Consider the following 22439-nt stretch of genomic DNA (forward strand, 5'->3'; position numbering starts at 1 on the left):
CAAGGAGGAATTGGGATGGCAGTAAAACTGATTAAAAACGGATTGTTGGTCGATGGTAACGGCGGAGAGCCGGTAAAAGATCAAATCGTCGTCGTCGACGGAGCGAAAATAGTTTATACAGGAGAAGAAAGCGGTTATCAGCCGACCGGGCAAGAGGAAGTCATCGACGCACAGGGCGGTACGATTCTGCCGGGTCTGATTGATACCCACGTCCATATGATGATGGAATACATGCCGGTTTCCAAACGACTGGAAACACCATTTTCCTTTATGTACTATCAAGCAGCAGAGTACTTGAAGAACACGTTGGAAGCAGGTATCACCTCGGTGAGGGATGCGCTTGGCACAGATCTCGGGGTTAAAAAGGCGGTCGAGGATGGCTTGATTGCCGGACCGCGGCTTCAACTGAGCATCAATGCGCTGACGATCACTGGCGGACACGGGGACGGTTATACGGTTTCCGGCAATATCCTGGACTTGCTGCCGAATGATTACCCTGGCATGCCGAGTGGTCTTTGCGATGGCGTGGAAGAAGTCCGGAAAAAGACCCGGGAGATGCTGAGGGCAGGGGCTGAGGTTATCAAAGTCCATGCGACAGGGGGGGTCCTGAGCGCCACCGACCATCCGGAATTCACCCAGTTTTCCCAAGAAGAGCTGGAAGTGATCGTCCAGGAAGGCAAGTACCGCAAAGGGGTCAAAGTTATGGCCCATGCACAAGGTGCAGAAGGGATCAAAAATGCAGTGCGTGCTGGCATCCATTCGATTGAACATGGCATTTTCATCGACGATGAAGCGATCGAATTGATGCTGGAAAACGGTACATATCTTGTTCCGACGCTGTTGGCACCTGTAGCGGTATTGGAAACTGCCAAGGAAGTAGGCATGCCGGACAGCGCAGTCGAGAAATCGAAAGAAGTTATTGAAGCCCATAAACAAAGCTTTACGAAAGCATACAAAGCTGGCGTCAAAATTGCCATGGGTACAGATGCCGGCGTAATGAAGCATGGCACCAACCTTCGTGAGTTAGGTTTGATGGCCGATGCTGGCATGTCGCCGATGGAAACCATTGTCGCTTCCACTAAAACAGCAGCCGAATGTATGGGCTGGGAGGATAAGCTTGGCACCATCGAACAAGGCAAGCTAGCTGACATTGTCATTGTAAAAGGAAATCCGCTGGAGGATATTTACTCGCTGGCTGACAATGATAATATCCAAGTTGTGCTCAAGGACGGCAAGGTAGAGAAGAATTTGTTTCAATAGATTTCTTTAGGCGGAAAATAGAAAAGGAGAGAGGCAGCTCAATGACAGCCTCTCTCCTTTTGTCTATATATGCGAATTTTTCTGCAATATTCTCTCACTATCCGTTATATGCAGTCTTTAGCTAACGCCATTCATTAGTGCAGTAGAGGCACGATCTTTAACTGAAATCCAGTTTTGTTTAAGCGTGACGTGTATGCATCTTTAAATACTTAACTATTCACGTTGCTAAGTCCCTGTACTTATTCTGCCTCGTCCTCTGTAAATTCAAATGAAATGGTATTTGCGTTAGGTGAGGAGTCGCCACTAATTAATGAATAAGAAGTCCCGACAGGTGAGTCATATAATAATACCCCTGTCTTAGACTCATTAGGTTGTATTTCACCTGGCCACTTTTCTGCCACTCCATCTATGTAGAACCAAGGTAAACCACCGACATTTTCATTATCTAAATACAGGCTTAATCCATCTTCAGCGACAACTGGCACTTCGCTTAGATTTTTAAGCGTCACGTTCGCGAGGACATAGTTGCCTTCCTCGCTCGGTTGATCTCCTGCGGTATCGGTAATTTCTACAGAATTAAGGGTGATTTCAAATTCTCGTATGATGTCTTGATAACCATATTTATAATGAGCCGTGTCGCCAATTGATAAGCCAAGCTGATCTTCAGGCAAATCAAGGTCTCCGTACATACTGTCGTTGCCGTCGTTATTATCGTTTTCCTCTTTATCTTCATTTTCTTCAGGTGTAGCCGTGTTTTCTTCTGCACCATCAGCGGTTTCGCCTACCTCTTCATCTTCTGCTGAATTACTGCAAGCACTAATGAACAGAACGCTGATGACTAAAATGAATCCCCTTATCATTTTCCTCTTCAATTATACCCCTCCTAATTTACACACAAGTATTTATATTTTACCATAAACGTTCATGACTTCCTGTATATGTTTTAAATGTCCGGGAAAAAACAGACAGATGTGCAAAAGGCAGAAGTTGAGCTGCTTCTGCCTTTTTGTTCCACCTTATATTCATTTTCCTTCTGTCGCCTTCAACACCACCAGCTGATCGCCTTCTTCCAGCATGAACTTTTTTCGCAGGCTGACAATGATAATATCCAAGTTGTCGTCAAGGACGGCAAGGTAGAGAAGAATTTGTTTCAATAGATTTCTTTAGACAGTAAACAGAAAAGGAGAGAGGCTGCTCAATGAAAGCCTCTCTCCTTTTGTTTTGATCTCTTTTCGGACTAGTTGATCTAGGTCGCTCTACTTTTGCGTCGAGTCGCTCTACTTTGAAGCGAAGTCGCTCCACTAAGTGCGAGTTGCTCTTCTTAGTGTAGAAATCGCTCTACTTTTGCGTCGAGTCGCTCTACTTTGGAGTGAAGTCGCTCCACTTCGTGCGAGTTGATCTTCTTAGTGTTGAGATCGCTCTACTTTTGCGTCGGGTCGCTCTACTTTGAAGCGAAGTCGCTCTACTTTCGCGTCGAATCTCTCCACTTTTCGCAAATTGTTCTTCTTTCTGGTTCCAGAGTTTCCTCCCTAAAATTTAAAGAGGAGAAAACTTATTCAGCCAACATTTTATCGACTTGATCTCGATGTTCCTCTATCCACTCTGCCGCTGAGTCCTCAAATGAAGTATCCTCTTTCTCATAAGCGAGCATCATTTCCTCTAGGTCAGCTACATCTATACTCCACTTGGACATGATTTCGTATGCTCTCGGGTGTTTTTCTTCCAGTCCTTTGTAAGAAAGTACATATACGTTGTCGTATTGAAAATGTTCTTGTGTATCTTCTAGAAACTTCAAATCGTACTTAGCAAACATGGAATGGGGGCGCCAACCGGTTATCACGAAAGGTTCTTTGTTTTTAGTTTTTGAATCAATAACACCCATCATGGCCGATTCACTTGAAGGAACGAGTTCATAGCCATCTAAATTGTAGTTTTTATCGTTCATGACTTCCTTCGATATTTCCACGATTCCAGCTCCGGCACCAATCGTGACAATTTCGTTGTCAAACTTATCGGCTTTTCCTGCTAAGTCGTCAATTGTTTCTTCTTCAACATAGCTTGGTACAACCCAACCTAGAGGCGCGCTTTCATAGCTGGTAGCGACTTTTTGCAGGTCTTCTTTATATTCGTTCCATAGCTCTTTTTCCGTATAGGGCAGCCATGCGTCCATAAAGAAATCAATTTCCTGGTCTTGTATTCCTTGCCAAATTACTGGCTGTGTTAGAAGAGATGTTTCGACATTATACCCGGCTTCTTCCAATATCTGAGTTGCGATCGCTGTAGGTGCTTCTGTACTGGTCCATGATGGCATTCCAAAGGTTATTGTTTCTTCTGCCACATTTTCATTGGAAGAGTTGGCATTTTCTGAATCACTTGACTGGTTTTCCGTCTCATCTGATTGTCCGCAAGCAGTAAGGGCGATAAGTCCAACTAATATTGCGATTATGACTAGTTTTTTCATAAAATTTATTCTCCTTTATCTTGTGGTAGTTTGGCAAATTGCTGTCTCATATTTTCCGGTGTGAACTGCAAAGAATCCACCTCGTTTGATTCCCAACAATTAACGCCATCTCCGTTGATTTGTTGGATAATTTTTGGTGTGTTATAGACTTTCAGGTTATATACCCAGTTGGCCATAATCATTAAGGAGGCCATGTGTGCTCCTTCATTTGACGCAGCGCACATATCCTTGACCAAGTGAACATTATAGTCACGGAAATAGGCATCGAAAACAGAAGTCAGTAGGCAGCCATCTGTCACTACTCCTCCAACGATGAGGTTTTTGACTCCCATACTTCTCAAAATTATATCTAGATTTGTATCAAAAAAGGCACTCCATCGGTGTTTATCGATAACTATATCGGTCTCGAGGGGTTTTACTTCCTCCACAATCTCAATGTTTTCCGTGTTGGATGCATAGAAGAAGGGAGTGCCATCCTCCTTAAGCGGTTCCTGTCTTGAGAGCCCAATTCCATCGGCACGATTGATTTGCCTAGTATAAATAATCGGAATGCCATTTTCGCGGCAAGCTTGGATTACTTCCTGTGTATTGCGGATTGCTTTGTCCATCCTTTCCAAACCGAAGTTTCCTTCTTTTTGTAGGTCGATTAGAACGAGAGCTGATTCTTCGATGCTCATAATAAAAACTCCTTTGTCTATTAGTTGCTTTTGGGAAAGTAGTTGAATATTTCTCCAGATTCCATGGCGTTGGCTAGACGCATCACCCAATCTAAATATTGCTTAGAATCAGTAATCAAGTTTAAGTCTTTTGCCGCCATGTCCTTAATCTCATTTTGACTGCCTTTATCAGCTATGCGAGAGAAGGTTGGCTCAGTTTGTTCGATTGCTTTACTGATTAGGCTTCGCTCCATCCGCAGCATTTTGACAAAGAAAGTTAGGAAATTCTTCAGAAAATCTTTTTCAGCAATGTAATGATCTTTCCGGTTACCTTTCTTCCATACCTTTGTCACCATTTCGGTTTCCAATAAATCTTTAATGCCGTTACTGACACTTGCTTTGCTCATGGCTACCTGGTCTTTGATTTCGTCTAGGGTCAAGGGCTGATCTGAAAAATATAACAACCCATAGATTCGGCCTACAGAAGGGGTTACACCATAAATGACCATTGTTTGAGCGATAGCACTGATCATCACATCACGGGCATCCTCCAATTGTTGCATTTCCTCTGTCATTCCTTCGCCTCCTTTTAATTCAATTTATACAATAAAATCAATTTATATAATTTATTTTAAATAAATTAAACAAAATGTCAAATGCTCATGGTCATAAAGACCATAAAAAAGACAGAAGTGCGTTCACTTCTGCTGTTACATTCTCAATTATTTACTTTCCTTCTGTCGCCTTCAACACCACCAGCTGATCGCCTTCTTCCAGCATGAACTTTTTTCGCAGGCTGATCAGCTCGACGCCGTCCTTCTCCTTTTTGATGAAGAGCGGTACTACATCGGCCGGCAGGTTTTCCCTCGTAACTTTGTTTTTTTCTTTAATGAAGATTGTTTGCAATGAATAAGTTGTATTGATTTTCCGGTTTAGCTCGGTGAAAATAGCATCTTCGGAAAATAACAGATGGGTACGGTGTGACTTGTCCACCTGTTCTTCATCGTCGGAATTGTTCCTGCTTGGCAACGAAAAGGTGTTGTTGTAACCGAATTCCGGTGCATACGACTGGATGACCAGTGCGTTATAAGAACTGTCGCCAGTCATCGCCAGGATGGTTTCATAAGGTGTCAAATCCACGTCGTATTGCGTGTGCTCTGCAAGAATCTGTCCGTGATGAACGGGGATATCTTTAGAAACGGCGCCTTGAAGCCGCCCAGCAGAGGAATCACTGATCAACACGGGAATATCGAATTTCCGCAGGTATTCAGCCAAAGCGATTGAAAAGCTGCTGGCACCGACGATGAGAATGCCCGGGGCTGCGTCGTTGGCCAGTCCCAGTGCTTTGGCTAACGGTCTTAGCGTGAATCCGTGGGCACACACGGTGATAAAGACAAGAGCGAACGTTAACGTGGTCAACAGGGAAGCTCCCTGATGCCCTTCTTCCATCAACAATGCCGAAAAATACCCCGAAACCGTCAGAGCGACTACCCCTCGTGGAGCCACCCAGCCGATCAGTCCTTTTTCTGCTAGCGTCAATTCGGTCCCGATTGTCGATAGCCAAATCGATAAGGGACGGACAAGGAACAGCATCACGACGACAAATCCGATTATTGGAAGCGTGAAAATCTCGGCTATTGTTTCCCGGGAGAGGGAAGCGGTCAGCAAAATGAAAATCGTTGATGTGAGCATGACCGAAATGTTTTCGACGAAGTGACTGATATTGCCGATGGAAGAGACATACCGTTTCGTCCGGGCGAGCGTCAATCCCATCACTGTCACCGCCAGCATCCCGGTTTCATGCATGATCACTTCGGCTGCCGTGAAGCAGATCAAAACAAAAGCCAGCATAATCGGCGATTTCAAGTATTCCGGGAAGATCCCTTTGCTGATCATGATACTGACGGCCATGCCGATTGCATAGCCGAACACAACTGCAATCAGCGCACTGAAGAAAAATTTTAACAAATAGTCGAATTGCAGCGAATCGATGGTCAAAACTTTGATGACCTCATAAGCAAACAGTGCCAGCAACGGGCCGAATGGATCGACAATAATTCCTTCCCATTTGAGCGCAGCAGCAATACGTGGAGCCAATTTGGCATTCCGCAGCAAAGGGATGATGACAGTGGGACCTGTCACGACAAACAAGCCGCCGATAATAAACGAGACCTCATAGCTGAGGCCGGCAATGAAATGGGCAGCGAGCGAGCCGGCGATCCAGGCAATGAATGCGCCGAATGTCACGATGCGGAAGACAGACTTGGAAATCCCCCTGATTTCCCGGATATCGAGACTGGAGCTTCCTTCAAACAACACGATGGCGACAGCCAAAGAAATTAAAGGGCTGTACAGATTGCCTAATGCTTCCTGTGGATTGAACAGGCCGAAAATCGGACCGAGCAGCAATCCGGCAATCGACATGATCACGATCGATGGCCATTGAATGCGCCAGGCCAGCCATTGGGAGAAAATGCCGATTCCTAGGATAATGACAATACTAACTAGAACGATATTTTCCATTTATGTAGAACACCTCTTAACCTGAATGAATAGTCATTTCAAAAAGTCGTTTCGTAAAAACATCCTGCAGGTATAGCTTCCTGCAGGATGATGGAATTGCTGTCTGAACGTTATTATTATACCTGATAGAAACAATAGATGAATAGCGTTTTTTCTTTAAAGAATGTTACAGGGGAAAATCCCGCGTGATTTTTTCTGGAGGATATGAGCAAGCGGACCTGTTTTTGGGTGGATGTTTCCGGATTATAAAAACTGCTATAAAATGTCTGTCGGTTTTTGGACTTTCGAAAATAATTTCTCGAAAAAAGGATAATGGAACGTATCATACCAGTTTGGAGGGAGTTCCAGCTCCTTCAACATAGAAACAAATTCTTCCACCAAATTCCCATCAAACTGCGACCAAGAGCATCGGCGCAATTCGTCAAAAGCATCTTGATGAGACATGTTTTGCTTTCTGTAATCTCTTCTATCATAGGTCATGGTATCAAATGTGTCGCAAATTCTTATTATTCTACCCTGGATAGAAATTTCTTCACCTATCAGCCCACGGGGGTACCCTGTTCCATTCCAGTCCTCATGGTGATCTCTGATAAATCTGGCAGCTCTCCATTTTCCTAATTCTTTTCGTACAATGACATTTCCTATATGGGCATGGCTTTCAATTATCGTCTTTTCCATAGGAGTTAATTTATCCGGTTTCAACAAAATTTCTTTTGCAACTCCAATTTTTCCGATGTCGTGTAAAAAGGCGGCGATCCGTAAATCATCATCATAACAGCCTGCTTTTTTGGCCAATAAGGTGGATAAGTACATGACACGCAAGGAATGATTACGGAATAATTGCAAAACCTCATTATCCTGGGCTATTTCTTCAAATAACGTTTCTGGGGTACGTTTTATCATCCAACCAGCCTCTCAGAAGGGGATACATTTATTATAGCTATAAAACCAGAATATTCAAACAATTAAAGCTTGGGTATAAGATAACCATAGAGTTCGAGAAAGCTTTGTTTTTGTCAGACTTCATCTTTATACAAATCCTGTCTCTTTCATGATCACCGATAAAAAACCGTTCTCCTTTCATAGAGAACGGTCTCTTCATTCATTATTATCATCATCCCGGCTTTCTTCATAACGGCGTCGTTGTCGATAACCGTAGGTGGTGTTCAACACCGTATCTTCGCTTTCCAGTGCGGCTCCCAATGCCCCGACAAAGGTACCGACAGAACATGCCAGCCAGGCCAGCGTAATGTAATTGGAGAAGTCCACTTCATCATTTATTTGGGATTCAAGGATATCGGCCGGAACAAAGATGACCACAGCCAGAAAGAACAACAGAAATAGTGCCACGTAATACATGATAACAGCGACCATCAATGTGAATACTGTTGCTACATTATACAGTCTGGCAATATAAGGTGAATTAGCATCAACGGTGTTCTCCCATAAACCATGGACAACGACGATCCATACGGAGAGCAGGGTGATGGAGGTCAACATTAGTAGTACTAACCGGAAACCTTCCAATGCGTTACTTAACTGCCATAGTGTCGGGAAAATCAGGCCATAGGCACCGGATGTGAAGGCTGCGGCAATAACCTGTTTGAAGGCCGGGAAAATGGTATAAGGCCGGTTGGCTCGGACCATGCCGGTCAACATGCGCCAGCCTCCGTATATTTTCGACTCGACTGTGTAGCGGACATCGACATCATAGTCGGCATCCGGCGTGGTTCTGCGGATCGGAGACAATCGTTCAAACAGTCTTTTCCCGTAAAGATCTTTTGCATTTTTGATTTTCAGCTTTTTGTTGTCTTTATGGTTTCGTCTGAATTTTTCCTGTTGCTTTTCCCGGGCTTCATTAGAACTGCCATAATACATCTCATTGGTTAATTGTAAAATGCTTTCTTCTACACGGTGAAGGATGGGCGCTGCACCGAGCGCGGGCTGGGATAACCAGGCGCTGCATCGATTTTGGCTGGCTTCGGCTACAATCAGCCGTTTATCCAGGAAGATGGGCAAGTCCGTGATACTAATGGCATAATCCCATCCAAAGCGTTCTCTGGAACGGGATGTTTCCTCTAAAAGTTCATCCGAATCAGCTGTGGCGCCAGTCAGCGGATCGGTGACTGTTTTCACTTCCCAGGTGACCTGGTCATCCACATAGCGGCTTAGATAATCTGGCAAACTTGCCGCCAGCTTGTTAGCGATAGACTCTGGTAAATCGGGAGAAGGAACCAGTCCCAATGTGATATCTGCTTGGGGATTGTCTGTATCCTGTTCCTCCAGCTCCGTCTCCAAGTGTGTGTCCTGGCGGTCGGCACTCGGTCTGGATGGGTGAATGCTGTCCATGGCGGTAACTCCTTCTCTGTCTAGGTTTCATTCGGTAGGACGTTATTAATTGGTATTTCCGTTTTAACGAGAAGGTAAACGCCGGCTTGCTAGTCCACATAAGGCAAAACGCCAGGTGAGCGGATGAAAAGGCGCATGCTTGCACACATCATGCGCATCAAAAAAGCCCGACTTTCCATGGGAAATGTCGGGCTTTTTTGGCGGTTAAACCTGTACTGCCAATTTCTCGATCAGCTTTGGCAGCCAGTCTTGCAGATTGGAAAAAGCAAATCCATGGCCTTCGGCTTTTTCATTGCTCATTGTCCATGTGGATGGGATATTGTACGGAGATTCCGACTCTTTATCCGAGTAAACGACCCCTTGTCCGGTAATTTCGGCAATTTGATTCAGTAACCCTTCCAGGGATACAACACCGGTGGCACAGGCATTGATCGGTTCTGCAATGTGCATGCCGGCAAGCCACGCTAAAAAATGCCCTGCTTCCTGTTCGGAAATGAAATTCATTTCTGCTTGGGGATTATCCAGGTAAACACCCTGGTGATACTTGATCTTTTTTATGTACAGGGCTAAACGTCCGGTATAGTCATTTTCGCCAAGCACTATAGGAAAACGAACAGCAGTGACCGGGAAGGGAGCATGCTGGAAAAAAGCAGCTTCGGCTTGTTGTTTTCCCTCTTGATAACTGAACGCGTCACTGCCGGCTACAATCAGGTTTTCTTTCATTGGATCGAAATCTTCTTCTGTTACGGGAGGAGTAATCTGCTCCATGTCGTAAACAGACAGAGACGAAGTGAATTATAGGTTTTTCCTTTGAAAATTTCCATAGAGGTCATCGCATCCTGAGACGAAAAACAAATCTGGTCATAGATGACATCCCATGTTTCATGCTTGAATGCGCGGGCCAGGCTTTGTTTATCGGTTCTGTCTACCTCCACACGGCGCACCGAGTCTCCGAACGGATCAGGTGTTTGCCCTCTGGTGGCAATGGTCACATGATACCCCTTATCGAGCAGCTGGTTGACTAAATGGATTCCGAAAAACTTGGTGCCACCGAAAATCAAGGCTTTTTTCATCATAATTCCCTCTTTCTCCCATAAGTTGAATGCGTTCTGAATGCATGCCATGCATAACATTATCAGGCATTTCCTCCCTAGTCCCAATATACTATTTGCAGAAATGCTTGTGAATTGTTATGGAACAGCCCTGGAGGATACAGTACAATTTTATTGAGTATTCCGAGTCGAATCCGATTAAAGGAGGAACTTTTATGTCCATTTTGAAGGAACAGTATAAACTTGTCCGGTTAACCAGAGAAAATGCATTTGCATTTTGTGAGCAGCTTGAAGCCGAAGACTATACAAAGGAATTGAACGGCTTTGGCTGGGGATCGATCCGGACGCTGCATGTCCACGTTGCGGATTGTTACCAGGCGTGGCTCGGCCATTTTGCCCTGAAAAAAGACAGAAGAAGAGCCGACCCGGAAACAATCACGAACGTCCCGGAAATGCGGAAACAATTCAGGCTGGTAGATCAGCTTGTCGATGAGTTTTTAACTTTCTATCAACAAGACTACTCTTTGCAGATAACCGGCTCTGTACCATGGCAAAAAGAGGAGGAACGTCTTTCCGCCCTCTGGTTGTTCACCCATACGGTAACCCATGAATTCCACCATAAGGGCCAAATCGTCTCGATGGCCCGGCAGCTTGGTTACACTCCGGTGGATACGGATTTGTTGACGCCCGCCGATATGGATAAATATTTATGAGCAGTGAACGTGGTTGTTCGATCAGCTGTTCAGGATGGTGGAGATAGCTCCTCCGGCGGATCAAAACTATGGTCCTGTACGATTTCCTGTGCAGCACTCATGTGGCTTGAAAGCTTGATGTTGGCAAACATGGTACGTTGGAATTGCTTTTCCAAAACCCGCTTGGATTCCGTCAACCGTAGCTGCATGCCGTTATGGAAAACAATGATGGATTGAACAGCAGTTTCTTCTTTCTTCGGGGCGGACTTGATGTCGAAGATGTGTTCTAAAAAGATCCAGTGGCAGGGAATAGTATCGGGAGAACAGGTGGGAAAGGCAAAGATGTTATTTTCTGGACTGACCGGAATCGGCACCTTTTTCTTCGAACCGGTATGATGGATCACTGCTGAACGGCGTCCGTCATAAGAGGAGCCTGCATTGAGACAAGCATTTTTGATCAACTGCAGCGGTGGCCTCTTTATGTAAAGCTGACGATTCCGTTCCATTACAATCGTTTCATATTCCAACTGGCATGCCGTCAGCAGGGCCATCGTCTGTTTGTTGATTTTGTAATCCTTTTGTACTTTTTCCATCTATAACACACTCCTTGAATAAAATTTGTGCTGAACCATAGATGAAGCAAGAATAAAATTTGAATACGCTTTCATTCAATTTCAGAAAACCTCCGAATTCATATCTTCTTTGACCTCATGGAGGAAGAAATGGAGATTCAAATCAAGTGGATCACAAAGCTTTACAATAATGTAGACAGAAGGATTCTTCTGACCGCGCTCAATTTTTCCGATATAGTTGTCATCCAAATCGGCCATGTTCCCCAATTCACGCAGAGTCATGTTACGTTCTGTCCGTCTTTGCCTCAAGCGTTTTCCTAGCAGTTGTCTAAATACTTGCTTTTCCTTCATTGCTCACCCTCCTTTTTTCTATTATCTTCCTATAAATTGGAAAAATAAAGGTCCTATAGTAACTTTTTTGAAAAAATTGGTGGATTTGGGAGAGGAAGTTGGTGGAATAGGCGATAATTCGTTGTTTCAGGCAGATTTATTGGGTATTTGTCCTTTCCCGTAGTCCCCTTATTTTAGCCAAACGACTATGATCAGTATCGCTCACATATTCGTCCGCCCTTGGTCGCTCTGGAATTTATGCGTTTCATATGCTCATTTGAACATCAATCGGAAAGCGTCTCTTTTGGATCCGAAATGAATGGTCAAATCATTGAAAAGGTATGTAAAATCAATTCTAAAAATTTACAATGTTTGTTCGCTAATCCCCCTATCAATGTTAAAATAGTCGTTAGGTATGTTGAAAGATGAGTTTATTGGAGGAATGTAATATGAACGAACAATTCAGGAAGCCGAAAGGGTTTGGAGAGATTCTTGATCAAACCTTTCGATTGAGTAAAAACCGCTTTGCGGAATTTTTCATGATTTTTTTGATTATCGTCGGTCCGGTTTTCTTATTGCAGGCGATTGTCCAACTGCTCTCCGGACGTGGCTTTTTCCGGGAATTCGAGAGTGGAGACACTTGGCTTGAACAGTTGATCGCCACCTTCGATCAGAGCAATGTGGAGACGACATCGTTAGGGGAGGATATCAGCACGTTATTCGTCGGACTGATCGCCATGATCTTGACGGCGGTGGCTTATGGAGCGATCCTGTTCGCCATCAATCATATTAAAAACGAAGAATCATATACAGTCGGCTCTGTGATTAAACAGGCATTTTCAAGGTTCGGAGGGATTTTGGGCAGCAGCCTGTTATTCGGGGTCATTCTATTTGCACTGTTTTTTGTGCCCCTGATCATCATCATTATCGGCGGTATGGCCGGTGCCTTTATCGAACCAGTCACCGGAATCATTTTCATCATCGTCTTCATGCTTGGTCTGATGCTCGGGGTGGGGTTGTTGGCTACTCGCTGGGGTTTCTACCTTGGAAGCACTGTCCTGGATAAGGAGTCGCCGGGTTTATCCCGCAGTTGGAATTTGACTCGCAAGCAGACATGGAAGCTTTTCGGATTGTATCTCATTTTGTATTTGATTACGGCTGTCGTTAATACAGCCGTGGAGTCAATCTTTGGCATCGCCCTTGGAGCGAGTGTCCTTTTTACCATTCTCGTCAATTTATTTTCACTAATTACGTCGATGATTTTTGCTGTCGGTTATTCGGTGATGTTCTTGGATAGCAAGACACGCAACAGTGGCGAGGATTTACAGGAAATGCTCGATGATTACCAGGATGAACAGCAGTTCCGTTGATGATAACCACAATCAAGCAGTGATTGGGAAGGCAGCAGGCAGGTGATAGGGAATGGCAAGTAACGAAAATGCTAAACGGGAGCTGGAGAAGATCCTCGAGCAGGATGAATACCAAGCATACCAGGAAGAGTCGAAAAACTTCCTGCAGGCATGGTGGGAAAAAGCGAAACAATGGGTGGCCGACCATCTTAGTGACTGGTTTAATTCCCTCACTCCATCGAGCGGGGCGGCAGATGCCGTCCTGCTGTTGATTATTGTCGTCGTGGTGGCCGGCCTGGTGATCGGCATTGTCTTATGGAGCGGCAGGGTCAAGCGGCGGCAGGCATTCCGCGATGTCGCCCCCTTGCAGGGAATGGACGAGCGGCAATGGTCATACGGGCGTCATCTGTCCGAGGTTAGGAAACTTGAGGGAGAAGCTGCTTACCCTGCAGCCGCCCGCCATTTATTTCTCGCCCTGCTTTTATATTTTCATGAGCGGGAATGGCTGGAGGCGAGAATTTGGAAAACCAACTGGGATTATTATGAAGAATTGCAGAAAAGCGATCAGCAAAAAGCGGAGCAATTTTATAAGCTGGCATTGCTTTTCGAAGAAGTCACCTATGGAAACAGGCATTTAGAACAAGAAGAGTACGAAGCGTACCGCCGCCAGGCGATGCACTGGCTGCGTTCAACAGAACACCCTGCCGGCAAGAATGGGTAGCGGAGAAGGAGGAAGCAAGCTTGCGTAAATTATCATACCGAAACACCTGGCTATGGCTGGCGGCTTTTCTCTTGTTGTTTGTCGGGCTCAGTTATGTGATTCAAGGTCAACAACCTGAGGAATACCCGCCGTATCTTTCCACTTCTCCGTCACCTACCGGTACAAAAGCAATGTACACATATCTGGAAAATGAGCGGGGGACGGCGGGGCGTTGGTCTGCGTCTCCCGAACGCTTGCCTTCGGGAAAACACGGCAGCATGCTGCTGATGATAGAACCGTCTTTCATGCCAGATCAAGAGGAAATGGACGCATACCGGGAATTCGTGAAAGCGGGAAATACCTTGATGTTATGGATGAACAACCCGGATGGCCTGTTCGATATACAGACAAGGCAGCAAATGCTGGATCCTGCAGGTACGACGACATTGAACGATTTGGACGGAGAGGAATACCGAGCGGAGGTTTCTTCGGTTTTTCGGTTGCAGGAGCGAGATACCGACGAAGTATTGCTGGAAGATGAAGCCGGAGCGTTGGCGCTGAAGCGAAAACTCGGTGACGGAGCGCTAGTTGTTTCCCTAACCCCCGATTGGACCATGAACCGGTTGATAACAGAAAACGACCATGCGGCACTTTTGACTAAATTGTTGAGTGCTGCAGCAATCAATGATGGCAGCAGCTTGTTGTTTGATGAGTATGTCCACGCTGGCGAAAATGCAGCAGGCGTCACCACTCTGTATCCGAAGTGGCTTTTGGTACTGGCGCTGCAGGCGCTGTTACTCACGATTCTGTGGCTTTGGTACCGCGGCAAACGGTTCGGACCGATCGACATTCCGAGGGAAGAATCGGTGCGATTCAGCGACGAGCAAATCCAGGCAGTTGCAGCTTGGTATCAGCGAGGTCGTTATTACCACGATTCCCTCGTCACGCAAGCCGACTATGTAAAGCAGCTTTTGCTGGAACGGCGGGGGATTGTTTGGAATGGGGATTGGAAAACGGCGGCAGATAAACTGAGCAGCAAAGCCAGGTATATACCAGAAGAAGAAATCCGGGAATATGTCGAGGGATTGGCAGAAGTAGTCGGGAAACAAAATCTCAGCAAACAGGAATATTTACTATGGTCGAAACGAATTGATCGATTAAGGGAAGAGGTGGAAGATAGATGAGAACAGAACTGACCGCTTTATTGGAAAACTATGAACGATACATATACGGACAGAGGACCAATTTGAAACTGCTTTTATCGGCCGTTCTGGCAGGGGGACATGTGTTGATTGAAGGTGTTCCGGGGACCGGTAAAACCCAGATGGTCCGGACACTGGCGAAGCTTGTCGGCGGGGACTTCAACCGGATCCAATTCACGCCGGATCTGTTGCCGAGTGATATTACCGGCAGTATGGTATACAGCATGAAGGATGGTAACTTTCAAACGCTGAAAGGACCGATTTTCACCAATGTCCTGTTGGCGGATGAAGTCAATCGTACGCCGGCCAAGACCCAGGCTGCGCTACTGGAAGCAATGGAAGAAAAACAGGTGACGATCCAGGGCGAGACCTATCAGCTGCCGGAAGTGTTTTTCGTGGTAGCCACGCAGAATCCGATTGAATACGAAGGGACCTACCCATTGCCGGAAGCGCAGCAGGATCGGTTTTTGTTCAAGCTGGACATTGCTTTTCCAGAGTTAGAGGAAGAAAAAATGGCTGTCAAACAGGCTTTGGAGGATCGGCCTGCCCGGCAGGAGGCAGAGGCGCTGCTGGATATTGAAACTTTTTTGGCCATCCGCCGCGAAATCGAGCAAGTCAAAATCAGCGACGAGGTTTTGCATTACACGATGGAACTGGTCAGAAGGACACGTGAGAACGAGTCGATCCGTTTTGGTGCCAGTACGCGGGCGGCGATTTCCATCGGCAAAGCTGCCAGGGCTTGGGCGTATTTGTCGGATCGAGACTATGTAACGCCGGACGATGTCAAAATGGTGGCCCGTCCTGCACTGCGGCACCGCATTCAATTAGCCCCGCACGTAGAATTGGAGGGAGCGACTGTTGACCAGGTCATTCAAGAACTTATTGGGTCGGTTGCTGTTCCGAGATAAAGGAATTTTGCCTACCAGGCGGCTGTTAGGCTTGTATGCTATTTTTTCACTGGCGATGACGCTGCTGGCAATCGGCGGGATGGCCTGGATTTATCTGGCCGTGTGCAATGTGCTGTTCTTGGTTGTCAGCCTGCTTGATCTATTGCTGTCACCAGGGAAAAGAGAGTTGTCGTTCAGCCGGGAAATACCGGAGGAAATGGAGCGGGGCATTCGATACACGATTACACTTCAGGTAGAAAACCGTTCGCAACGATCGGCAGGCTTCCGTATGATTGACCGAATACCGGCAGTTTTCGAGCGGCCGTTTCCCTTGACGGGCCGGATAGAAGGGGAAAGCACTGTCCATGTCGACTATTCGACGAAAGCCACTGAGCGGGGAAAGTACCTGATCGATCAATTATACGTCCGGTATACAGGAACGCTGGGGCTGTGGGAAAAACAAGTCACTCCGGCGCTGGCGGATACAGTCCGTGTCATCCCGGATCTGACTGCCACGAAACAATATTTAGAAGGTGCGCAGCAATTTTTGCTGTATGAAGGGATGACCATCCGCAAGCGGCAGCGTGGACAGGGTGAATTTGATAAAATCAGAAGTTATGTCGTCGGAGATGATCCGAGAATGATTAATTGGCGTCAAACCGCTAAGCTGCAAGAAGTCATGACCAATGAGTACGAACCGGAGCACGGCAAGTATGTCGCGATTTTGATCGATTGCGGCAGGATGATGGGGGCGGAGCTTAAAACGGGAAACCGTCTGGAAAAAGCATTGGAAGCTGCGATGACAGTCGCCGCCGCTGCCTTGCAAAACGGAGACCATGTATCTGTTGTCGGATTTTCCAAGGATATTCAGGTGTATGTGCCGCCTGAGAAAGGGATGGCCCATTTGCAAACGATCCTGCATGCTATTTACAACTTGCAGGTGGAAGCCAGTGAGTCGAATTACGCAGCGGTTTTACAGTACTTACAGACGGCCCAGAAGAAACGCAGCATGATTTTGCTGTTTTCAGATGTCACTGCCTTTTTACAGGAAGAGAGTGGGTTGGTGTATTTGAAACGGCTGCGTCAGCGCCATCTGTTTTTCATGGTCGGCGTCGAGGATGAAACCATGCGGGAAAGAGCGAAACAGTCATCTGACGATGTACGGCATGCGATGGTGAAAAGCATTGCACAGAAACAGCTTTTATATACAAAACAGCAAAAAACAAAATGGGAAAGGCAAGGCCTTTCCCTTGTGGAAACGGAGGAAGACCGACTGGCGGCCTCCGCTGTTTCTCAATACATGGACGTGATCAATCGAGGATTGCTATAGCCTCCGGCTGCCGCTTCATCAGCAATTTGCCGATGACTATATAGGCGGCCAATCCAACGATGGTAATTCCGGCCACAGCATACTTGGCTTCCAAGGGGAGGGCGGCAGGCGTGATAAAGCCTTCGATGATGCCGGCAATGATGAACAGCGGTACCGTTCCGAGCATCAGCATCACCGAGCGTTTTGCCTGCTGCTTCAACTGCCAGCCGCGGGAAAAGTTGCCTGGGACGAACAACTTATACCCCATCAGCAAGCCCGCGCCCCCGGCTATAAAAATGGCGGTCAGTTCAACGATACCGTGCGGAACGATAAACGCCCAGAATTCATAGGATTTTCCGTAGTGCCAGAACAGGGCAGCCAAGGCACCGACGATAAAGCCGTTGTATACGAGTAAATAAACGGTCAACAGCCCGAACGTGACCCCTCCGGCAAAAGCCAGGATGGCCACCTGGATGTTGTTGGTCATGATGGTCGCCGACATATAAGACGAATCCACGGAATTGCTTCCTTCGCCCAATTGTTCGGGCTCGACACCTTGCACCATGTCTGCCGGGAGGATGGCGTACAAATGCATGGGATCGTCAGCCACAGCAAGAAAACTGGCCAAAGCACCGAGCAGGAACAGGAGCATGGCGACCACGACGGCTTTCCACTGCTCGAGGAGAAGCCCGACAAACGTGGTAGTGAAAAATTGCCGGATCTGTTTGCCGCTGGAGGTTTGGTCTTTATAAAGGATGTTATGCGATTTTGACACAAGCCCGTTCAAGTAAGCAGTAACCTCGTCGGATGGGAAGTAGGTCTGGCTGTAGGATAAGTGCTGGGCTGCTTTTTGATAGAGCTGGTGAAATTGGTCGATATCCGATCCGTTGGTTTGTTTCCGCTTATGGAGCCTGGTACCTAGATCCTCCAGTTGCTTCCATTCTTCACGGTGTTGTTTGACGAATTGTTTTACTTGCATGGGTTCACCTCTGATTGACGGTCCAATCGACCGCAGTCTTTGTTTCTATTATAATAATCTTGTAAATAAATAGAAACCGTCCATCGCTTATTTTTTTGTAGAAAGGGGGAGGTCCTTATCAACAATCAAGAACAGGTAAACATTAAAACACCGGAGTACGTCTCCCTGCAGTTTACGACAGCAGGTTTGGGAAGTCGGGCCGCTGCTTTGATCATCGATCAGTTGATATTGACGGTGGTAAATTTGCTCATCATTCTGTTGGTGTTCTTACTCGATTATGCCAATATCGGCAATATTGCGAGCGTGACAGGTTCGACCATGCCGCTGGCTATTGCAGTCATTGTCGTCTTTTTATTGAACTGGGGCTACTTTTTCGTGGCGGAATTTTTCTTTGGTGGAAAAACAATCGGCAAAAGGTTGATGGGGATTAGAGTCGTCCAGGACAACGGACACAGCATTACCTGGCTATCCAGCCTGATTCGCAATTTAATGCGCATTGTCGATATGCTGCCAGCCAGCTACTTGCTCGGCATGCTTCTGGTATTTTTCCATCCGCGCCATAAGCGGCTCGGCGATATCGTGGCCGGCACGATTGTCGTGCATGAAAGGAAAGGGAAAAATAAAAAACAGGCCAAAAACATCGAAAAAGAAGTCGAAAGCAGGGGACTTAGCAAAAACGATTTGAATCTGGATGAGTGGACAATCCGTTCCCTCGGAAAAAAAGAATGGGATTTGCTGAAAATCTATGCCGCACGCTTCCACCAGCTTCCGATAGAGGAACGATATCAGCTGACCCAGCAAATGACCGCCGCATTGCTGCCTAAAATCGGCATTGATAAAAATAAAAAAGATATAAGAGAATTGGAGAACATCCTCCTGGTCTTATACCTGATTTTGCGGGATGAGTGGGAGTTTGAGTGGTAGGAAGATTTAATTCTCTTTCTCTATCTCCGATATAATCTAGGGGTGGATGGTGGATATATTCTCTGGAACAGCAAAAGACGCGATGCAATCTCAAATGAAGGGAATGGCATTACAGTTAGCGAAACTGTTAGGAACAGTATTTTTAGCAGGGATAATAGTAGGAGTTTTACTGGAAATAGTCCCTATACAAGTACCGAGACCAGTAAAAAATTTCCTGATAAACGTTGTTTCATTAATAGCTTTTTATTATGCAATACAGTAATATCTTGGATAGAGGAAATCCGGGCGGCATTTGCTGCCCGGATTTTTTTGGGGAATGGTGTGTTATTTTGTGGAAGAAGATCAACTATGACCGGAAGAAGAGCGAATCCGGGGCAAAGAGGATCAACTCGGAAGAAGAAGATCAACTTAGTCGGAAAGAAGATCAGCTTTGACCGGAAGAAGAGCGAATCCAGGGCAAAGAGGATCAATTCGGGAGAAGAAGATCAACTCGTTCGGAAAGAAGATCAACTATGACCGGAAGAAGAGCGAATCCGGGGCAAAGAGGATCAACCCGGGAGAAGAAGATCAACTCGTTCGGAAAGAAGATCAACTATGACCGGAAGAAGAGCGAATCCGGGGCAAAGAGGATCAACCCGGGAGAAGAAGATCAACAATCAGTGAAAGAAGATCAACTATGACCGGAAGAAGAGCGAATCTGGGGCAAAGAGGATCAACTCGGGAGAAGAAGATCAACAATCAGTGAAAGAAGATCAACTATGCCCGGAAGAAGAGCGAATCCGGGGCAAAGAGGATCAACTCGGGAGAAGAGGATCACTCCTCCTCCTCCCGAGATGAAGATCAATCCTCCGAACGCAGCACCCGTCTGATTTTCGGTTTGGCGGCTCTTGCCCAATTTTTCACGGCGGCTGTTGTGACCCGTTCCTTCCGGGCAATGGCTTTGACTGATAAATCCTCGAGGACGTATAACTGGAACCATGTCATTTGTTTTTCGGTGAGTACTCCTTCCAGCCGTGCAAGTAAGTAGGGATCGATTCCTTCCTGCAAGAAGACGACCACTCGATCGGGATTGGCCTTTTCCATTTTTATGAATTTTTCTTGTTTTTCCTGCTGACGCGTTTGTTTGCGGATGACGCTAAGCAATGCTTTTTCCATCCGAAAATAAGCATAAGTGGAGAATTTACCGCGCGCCGGATCATAGGATTCGTACGCCTTCCATAACGCGATGGTAGCTTCCTGATAGAATTCTTTTTCTGGATCACGGATATTCCATTTATTCAACAGGTAAAAAATCATTTTCTCGTAATCTGCTAAAACATCTTCAAAATTGCGAATCTTGTTCAACTTGCCCTCGTTTCCTAAAGGCGCCTTTATCGTTTATTCCGCGGTACGTCCATCTTAGCTGTAACTGGCTCAAGATTCCTGTGACGAAAGGGCGCTTTTGGGAAGGGGTTCTGTAGGAATCATCCTTGGATACGATTATCAATCTCGGTAGAAAAGTTGCACTTTGAAGAGGAGATTTGCAGGATTGGGCTTTTTTAAAAAAGAATATTCAAATAATTCATAAATATTATATTGACCTATATAAATATATCAAGTAAGGTATGTATATACCAACTTAGCATCTGGAAGGGAGGACGGTGGCCCGAATCCGAACGGGAGACAGACTTTTGCAGCTAGAGCTTTCTTTTTTCACCTGGATTGTAAGCGCTTACCTAGATTGGGAAGATATTTCTGATAAAAAGGAGCGATCGACAATGAGGTTTTTTTCTTGGAGAAAAATGATTGGCTTTATGATGGCGATGGTGTTTTGTTTGATGGCTGCTGCTTGTTCTGATGGATCTGCTTCTGAAACAGACGGCGGTAGTGCTGATAAAGAAATCAGTATAACGTACAGGTCTGGCGGCGGAACCAATAAAGGTTTGACGGACTGGCTCAATCAGGAAGTGATTCCGCAATTCGAGGAAGAACATCCGGATGTCAATGTAAAACTGGCGCCTTTGGAAGTGAATGAAGGGGACTATTTTGCCAAGGTGTCTCTGCTTCTGCAATCCGAAAATACTGCCCCCGACATTGTCACAGAGGACACCTTCATGGTCAACTCCGATGCAAGCGCTGGATACTTAGAGCCTTTGGATGAACGGATTGAAGGCTGGGATGAGTGGGACAGCATCACCGAAAACGTGAAAAATGGCGTCATCGCGCAGGATGGCAAAGTTTACGGCGTACCATATAACACCGATTCGCGCGGTCTTTGGTATAACAAAGAACTGCTAAAGGAAGCAGGTGTGGAAGTGCCATGGGAACCGAAAACCTGGGATGACATCCTTGCCGCTGCCACTGCGGTAAAAGAGAATCTGGCGGATGATGTAGTGCCGCTTTGGATGAATTCAGGAAAAGCAACCGGAGAAGCGACTTCGATGCAAACATTCCAAATGCTGCTTTATGGAACGGACGATCCATTATATGATTCTGAAAGCCAGAAATGGATCGTTGAAAGCGACGGGTTACTGGATTCATTCAAATTCATCGATACGGTTTATGAACAGGGCTTAGGACCGGAGCTTTCTCAGGTATTGAACGGCCAAGGTGGTACGGTCGCTTATCAACAATTGATGCCGCAAGGGAAGCTGGCGATCGGCCTGGACGGTATCTGGCAGACCGGAAACTGGCATGAGGATGGAGCTGCTCCGTGGCCGGAAGCTTTCGATACGCTCGGATTCGCGGCAATGCCTACCCAGAATGGGGAAGCTCCGGGGACGACTTCGATGTCCGGTGGATGGGCACTTTCGATTCCCGCCAAGTCAGACAGCAAAGACCTCGCATGGGAGTTCATCAAACTCGCTTCCACCAAAGAAAACAACCTGAAGCTACAGCTGAAAGACGGGAATCTGACCCCCCGTGAAGACGTGGCACAGGAACCGGAATATTTGGAGATGGAAATGTTCGAGGAAGCATCCTCCTTCCTGGAGAACACCCACTTCCGACCGGCTGTAGACAAATATCCGAATGTCTCCACGGTGATCCAAACGCTTGTCGAAAATGTCGTCTCCGATAAAATAACGCCGGAAGAAGCGGCGGAGCAATACAAACAAGAAGTAACGGAAATTGTCGGGGAAGACTTGGTTACAACCAAATAGCTGATTCTGCTCCCTGCCGGCAGGCTGCGGCAGGGAGCTCCGCATTCACATTCC

24 protein-coding genes are annotated in these 22439 nt (G+C 46.3%); 10 read left to right on the forward strand and 14 right to left on the reverse strand.

All coding sequences use genetic code 11. The features are described 5' to 3' along the window. Nucleotides 1–15: 15 nt before the first annotated feature. Nucleotides 16–1260 carry a metal-dependent hydrolase family protein gene (locus tag F6X55_RS01630; RefSeq protein WP_026571323.1) on the forward strand — a complete coding sequence of 415 codons (1245 nt, stop codon included), beginning with the start codon at nucleotides 16–18 and terminating at the stop codon, nucleotides 1258–1260. Nucleotides 1261–1499: 239 nt separating this feature from the next. Here the strand turns inward: F6X55_RS01630 and F6X55_RS01635 are convergent, their stop codons facing one another. The 10 genes from F6X55_RS01635 to F6X55_RS20155 all read right to left on the reverse strand — a co-directional run bounded on the left by F6X55_RS01635 (nucleotide 1500) and on the right by F6X55_RS20155 (nucleotide 10322). Next, entirely contained in the window at nucleotides 1500–2132 is a 633-nt protein-coding gene (locus F6X55_RS01635) for a DUF4352 domain-containing protein (protein ID WP_153461699.1), read from the reverse strand. A 150-nt stretch (nucleotides 2133–2282) separates the two neighbouring features. Continuing rightward, nucleotides 2283–2414: a hypothetical protein gene (locus F6X55_RS20290; protein WP_272914930.1), complete on the reverse strand. Its 132-nt coding sequence runs from the start codon at nucleotides 2412–2414 to the stop codon at nucleotides 2283–2285. Nucleotides 2415–2812: 398 nt separating this feature from the next. After that, nucleotides 2813–3721, reverse strand: coding sequence for a glycine betaine ABC transporter substrate-binding protein (locus tag F6X55_RS01640; RefSeq protein WP_153461701.1), 909 nt, complete (start codon nucleotides 3719–3721; stop codon nucleotides 2813–2815). A 5-nt stretch (nucleotides 3722–3726) separates the two neighbouring features. After that, nucleotides 3727–4398: a cysteine hydrolase family protein gene (locus F6X55_RS01645; RefSeq protein ID WP_153461703.1), complete on the reverse strand. Its 672-nt coding sequence runs from the start codon at nucleotides 4396–4398 to the stop codon at nucleotides 3727–3729. Nucleotides 4399–4418: 20 nt separating this feature from the next. Beyond that, the gene (locus tag F6X55_RS01650) at nucleotides 4419–4952 is read right to left on the reverse strand and encodes a GbsR/MarR family transcriptional regulator (RefSeq protein ID WP_153461705.1); all 534 of its coding nucleotides are present in this window, start codon (nucleotides 4950–4952) and stop codon (nucleotides 4419–4421) included. A 151-nt stretch (nucleotides 4953–5103) separates the two neighbouring features. Next, entirely contained in the window at nucleotides 5104–6900 is a 1797-nt protein-coding gene (locus F6X55_RS01655) for a cation:proton antiporter (RefSeq protein WP_153461707.1), read from the reverse strand. 255 nt (nucleotides 6901–7155) lie between these two features. Next, nucleotides 7156–7803, reverse strand: coding sequence for an HD-GYP domain-containing protein (locus F6X55_RS01660; RefSeq protein WP_237648577.1), 648 nt, complete (start codon nucleotides 7801–7803; stop codon nucleotides 7156–7158). Nucleotides 7804–7998: 195 nt separating this feature from the next. Beyond that, nucleotides 7999–9249: a hypothetical protein gene (locus tag F6X55_RS01665; RefSeq protein WP_153461709.1), complete on the reverse strand. Its 1251-nt coding sequence runs from the start codon at nucleotides 9247–9249 to the stop codon at nucleotides 7999–8001. A gap of 204 nt (nucleotides 9250–9453) precedes the next feature. Continuing rightward, on the reverse strand, nucleotides 9454–9972 hold the full coding sequence (locus tag F6X55_RS20150; RefSeq protein ID WP_237648578.1) for a Rossmann-fold NAD(P)-binding domain-containing protein: 519 nt from the start codon (nucleotides 9970–9972) through the stop codon (nucleotides 9454–9456). Between the two features lie 20 nt (nucleotides 9973–9992). Beyond that, complete coding sequence (locus F6X55_RS20155) at nucleotides 9993–10322, reverse strand: NAD-dependent epimerase/dehydratase family protein (protein WP_237648579.1); 330 nt, start codon at nucleotides 10320–10322, stop codon at nucleotides 9993–9995. 194 nt (nucleotides 10323–10516) lie between these two features. Between F6X55_RS20155 and F6X55_RS01675 the strand changes: the two genes are divergently transcribed. After that, nucleotides 10517–11014, forward strand: coding sequence for a DinB family protein (locus F6X55_RS01675; RefSeq protein ID WP_153461711.1), 498 nt, complete (start codon nucleotides 10517–10519; stop codon nucleotides 11012–11014). Between the two features lie 29 nt (nucleotides 11015–11043). Here F6X55_RS01675 and F6X55_RS01680 read toward each other — a convergent pair whose 3' ends face one another. Continuing rightward, complete coding sequence (locus F6X55_RS01680) at nucleotides 11044–11586, reverse strand: competence protein ComK (RefSeq protein ID WP_153461713.1); 543 nt, start codon at nucleotides 11584–11586, stop codon at nucleotides 11044–11046. A gap of 81 nt (nucleotides 11587–11667) precedes the next feature. After that, nucleotides 11668–11916 carry a helix-turn-helix domain-containing protein gene (locus F6X55_RS01685; protein ID WP_051382133.1) on the reverse strand — a complete coding sequence of 83 codons (249 nt, stop codon included), beginning with the start codon at nucleotides 11914–11916 and terminating at the stop codon, nucleotides 11668–11670. Nucleotides 11917–12344: 428 nt separating this feature from the next. On the opposite strand from F6X55_RS01685, the gene F6X55_RS01690 reads away from it, so the two are divergent. From F6X55_RS01690 to F6X55_RS01710, 5 genes are read left to right on the forward strand one after another with little or no spacing between them, the layout of a single operon-like run. After that, entirely contained in the window at nucleotides 12345–13265 is a 921-nt protein-coding gene (locus F6X55_RS01690) for a hypothetical protein (protein WP_153461715.1), read from the forward strand. A gap of 52 nt (nucleotides 13266–13317) precedes the next feature. Next, a complete protein-coding gene (locus F6X55_RS01695; protein ID WP_026771811.1) occupies nucleotides 13318–13965 on the forward strand; it encodes a DUF4129 domain-containing protein in 648 nt (215 codons plus the stop codon). 20 nt (nucleotides 13966–13985) lie between these two features. Beyond that, a complete protein-coding gene (locus tag F6X55_RS01700) occupies nucleotides 13986–15128 on the forward strand; it encodes a DUF4350 domain-containing protein (protein WP_153461717.1) in 1143 nt (380 codons plus the stop codon). Next, nucleotides 15125–16054 carry an AAA family ATPase gene (locus F6X55_RS01705; protein WP_026571333.1) on the forward strand — a complete coding sequence of 310 codons (930 nt, stop codon included), beginning with the start codon at nucleotides 15125–15127 and terminating at the stop codon, nucleotides 16052–16054. Before F6X55_RS01700 ends, F6X55_RS01705 begins: the two co-directional genes overlap by 4 nt. Nucleotides 16055–16085: 31 nt before the next feature. Further along, complete coding sequence (locus tag F6X55_RS01710; RefSeq protein ID WP_237648580.1) at nucleotides 16086–17363, forward strand: DUF58 domain-containing protein; 1278 nt, start codon at nucleotides 16086–16088, stop codon at nucleotides 17361–17363. Here F6X55_RS01710 and F6X55_RS01715 read toward each other — a convergent pair. After that, complete coding sequence (locus tag F6X55_RS01715; RefSeq protein ID WP_153461719.1) at nucleotides 17344–18321, reverse strand: stage II sporulation protein M; 978 nt, start codon at nucleotides 18319–18321, stop codon at nucleotides 17344–17346. The genes F6X55_RS01710 and F6X55_RS01715 overlap by 20 nt on opposite strands. A gap of 186 nt (nucleotides 18322–18507) precedes the next feature. Between F6X55_RS01715 and F6X55_RS01720 the strand changes: the two genes are divergently transcribed. Both F6X55_RS01720 and F6X55_RS01725 read left to right on the forward strand, forming a co-directional pair. Next, nucleotides 18508–19245 carry an RDD family protein gene (locus tag F6X55_RS01720; protein WP_235162478.1) on the forward strand — a complete coding sequence of 246 codons (738 nt, stop codon included), beginning with the start codon at nucleotides 18508–18510 and terminating at the stop codon, nucleotides 19243–19245. 512 nt (nucleotides 19246–19757) lie between these two features. Continuing rightward, nucleotides 19758–19925 (forward strand): hypothetical protein, encoded by a 168-nt coding sequence (locus tag F6X55_RS01725; RefSeq protein ID WP_153461721.1) that lies wholly within the window; start codon nucleotides 19758–19760, stop codon nucleotides 19923–19925. Between the two features lie 160 nt (nucleotides 19926–20085). Here F6X55_RS01725 and F6X55_RS01730 read toward each other — a convergent pair whose 3' ends face one another. After that, nucleotides 20086–20589 (reverse strand): sigma-70 family RNA polymerase sigma factor, encoded by a 504-nt coding sequence (locus F6X55_RS01730; protein ID WP_153461723.1) that lies wholly within the window; start codon nucleotides 20587–20589, stop codon nucleotides 20086–20088. Between the two features lie 413 nt (nucleotides 20590–21002). On the opposite strand from F6X55_RS01730, the gene F6X55_RS01735 reads away from it, so the two are divergent. Further along, a complete protein-coding gene (locus tag F6X55_RS01735; protein WP_235162477.1) occupies nucleotides 21003–22385 on the forward strand; it encodes an ABC transporter substrate-binding protein in 1383 nt (460 codons plus the stop codon). Nucleotides 22386–22439: the final 54 nt, after the last annotated feature.

Source organism: Sediminibacillus terrae, assembly GCF_009602435.1.
Taxonomy (GTDB): domain Bacteria; phylum Bacillota; class Bacilli; order Bacillales; family Amphibacillaceae; genus Sediminibacillus; species Sediminibacillus terrae.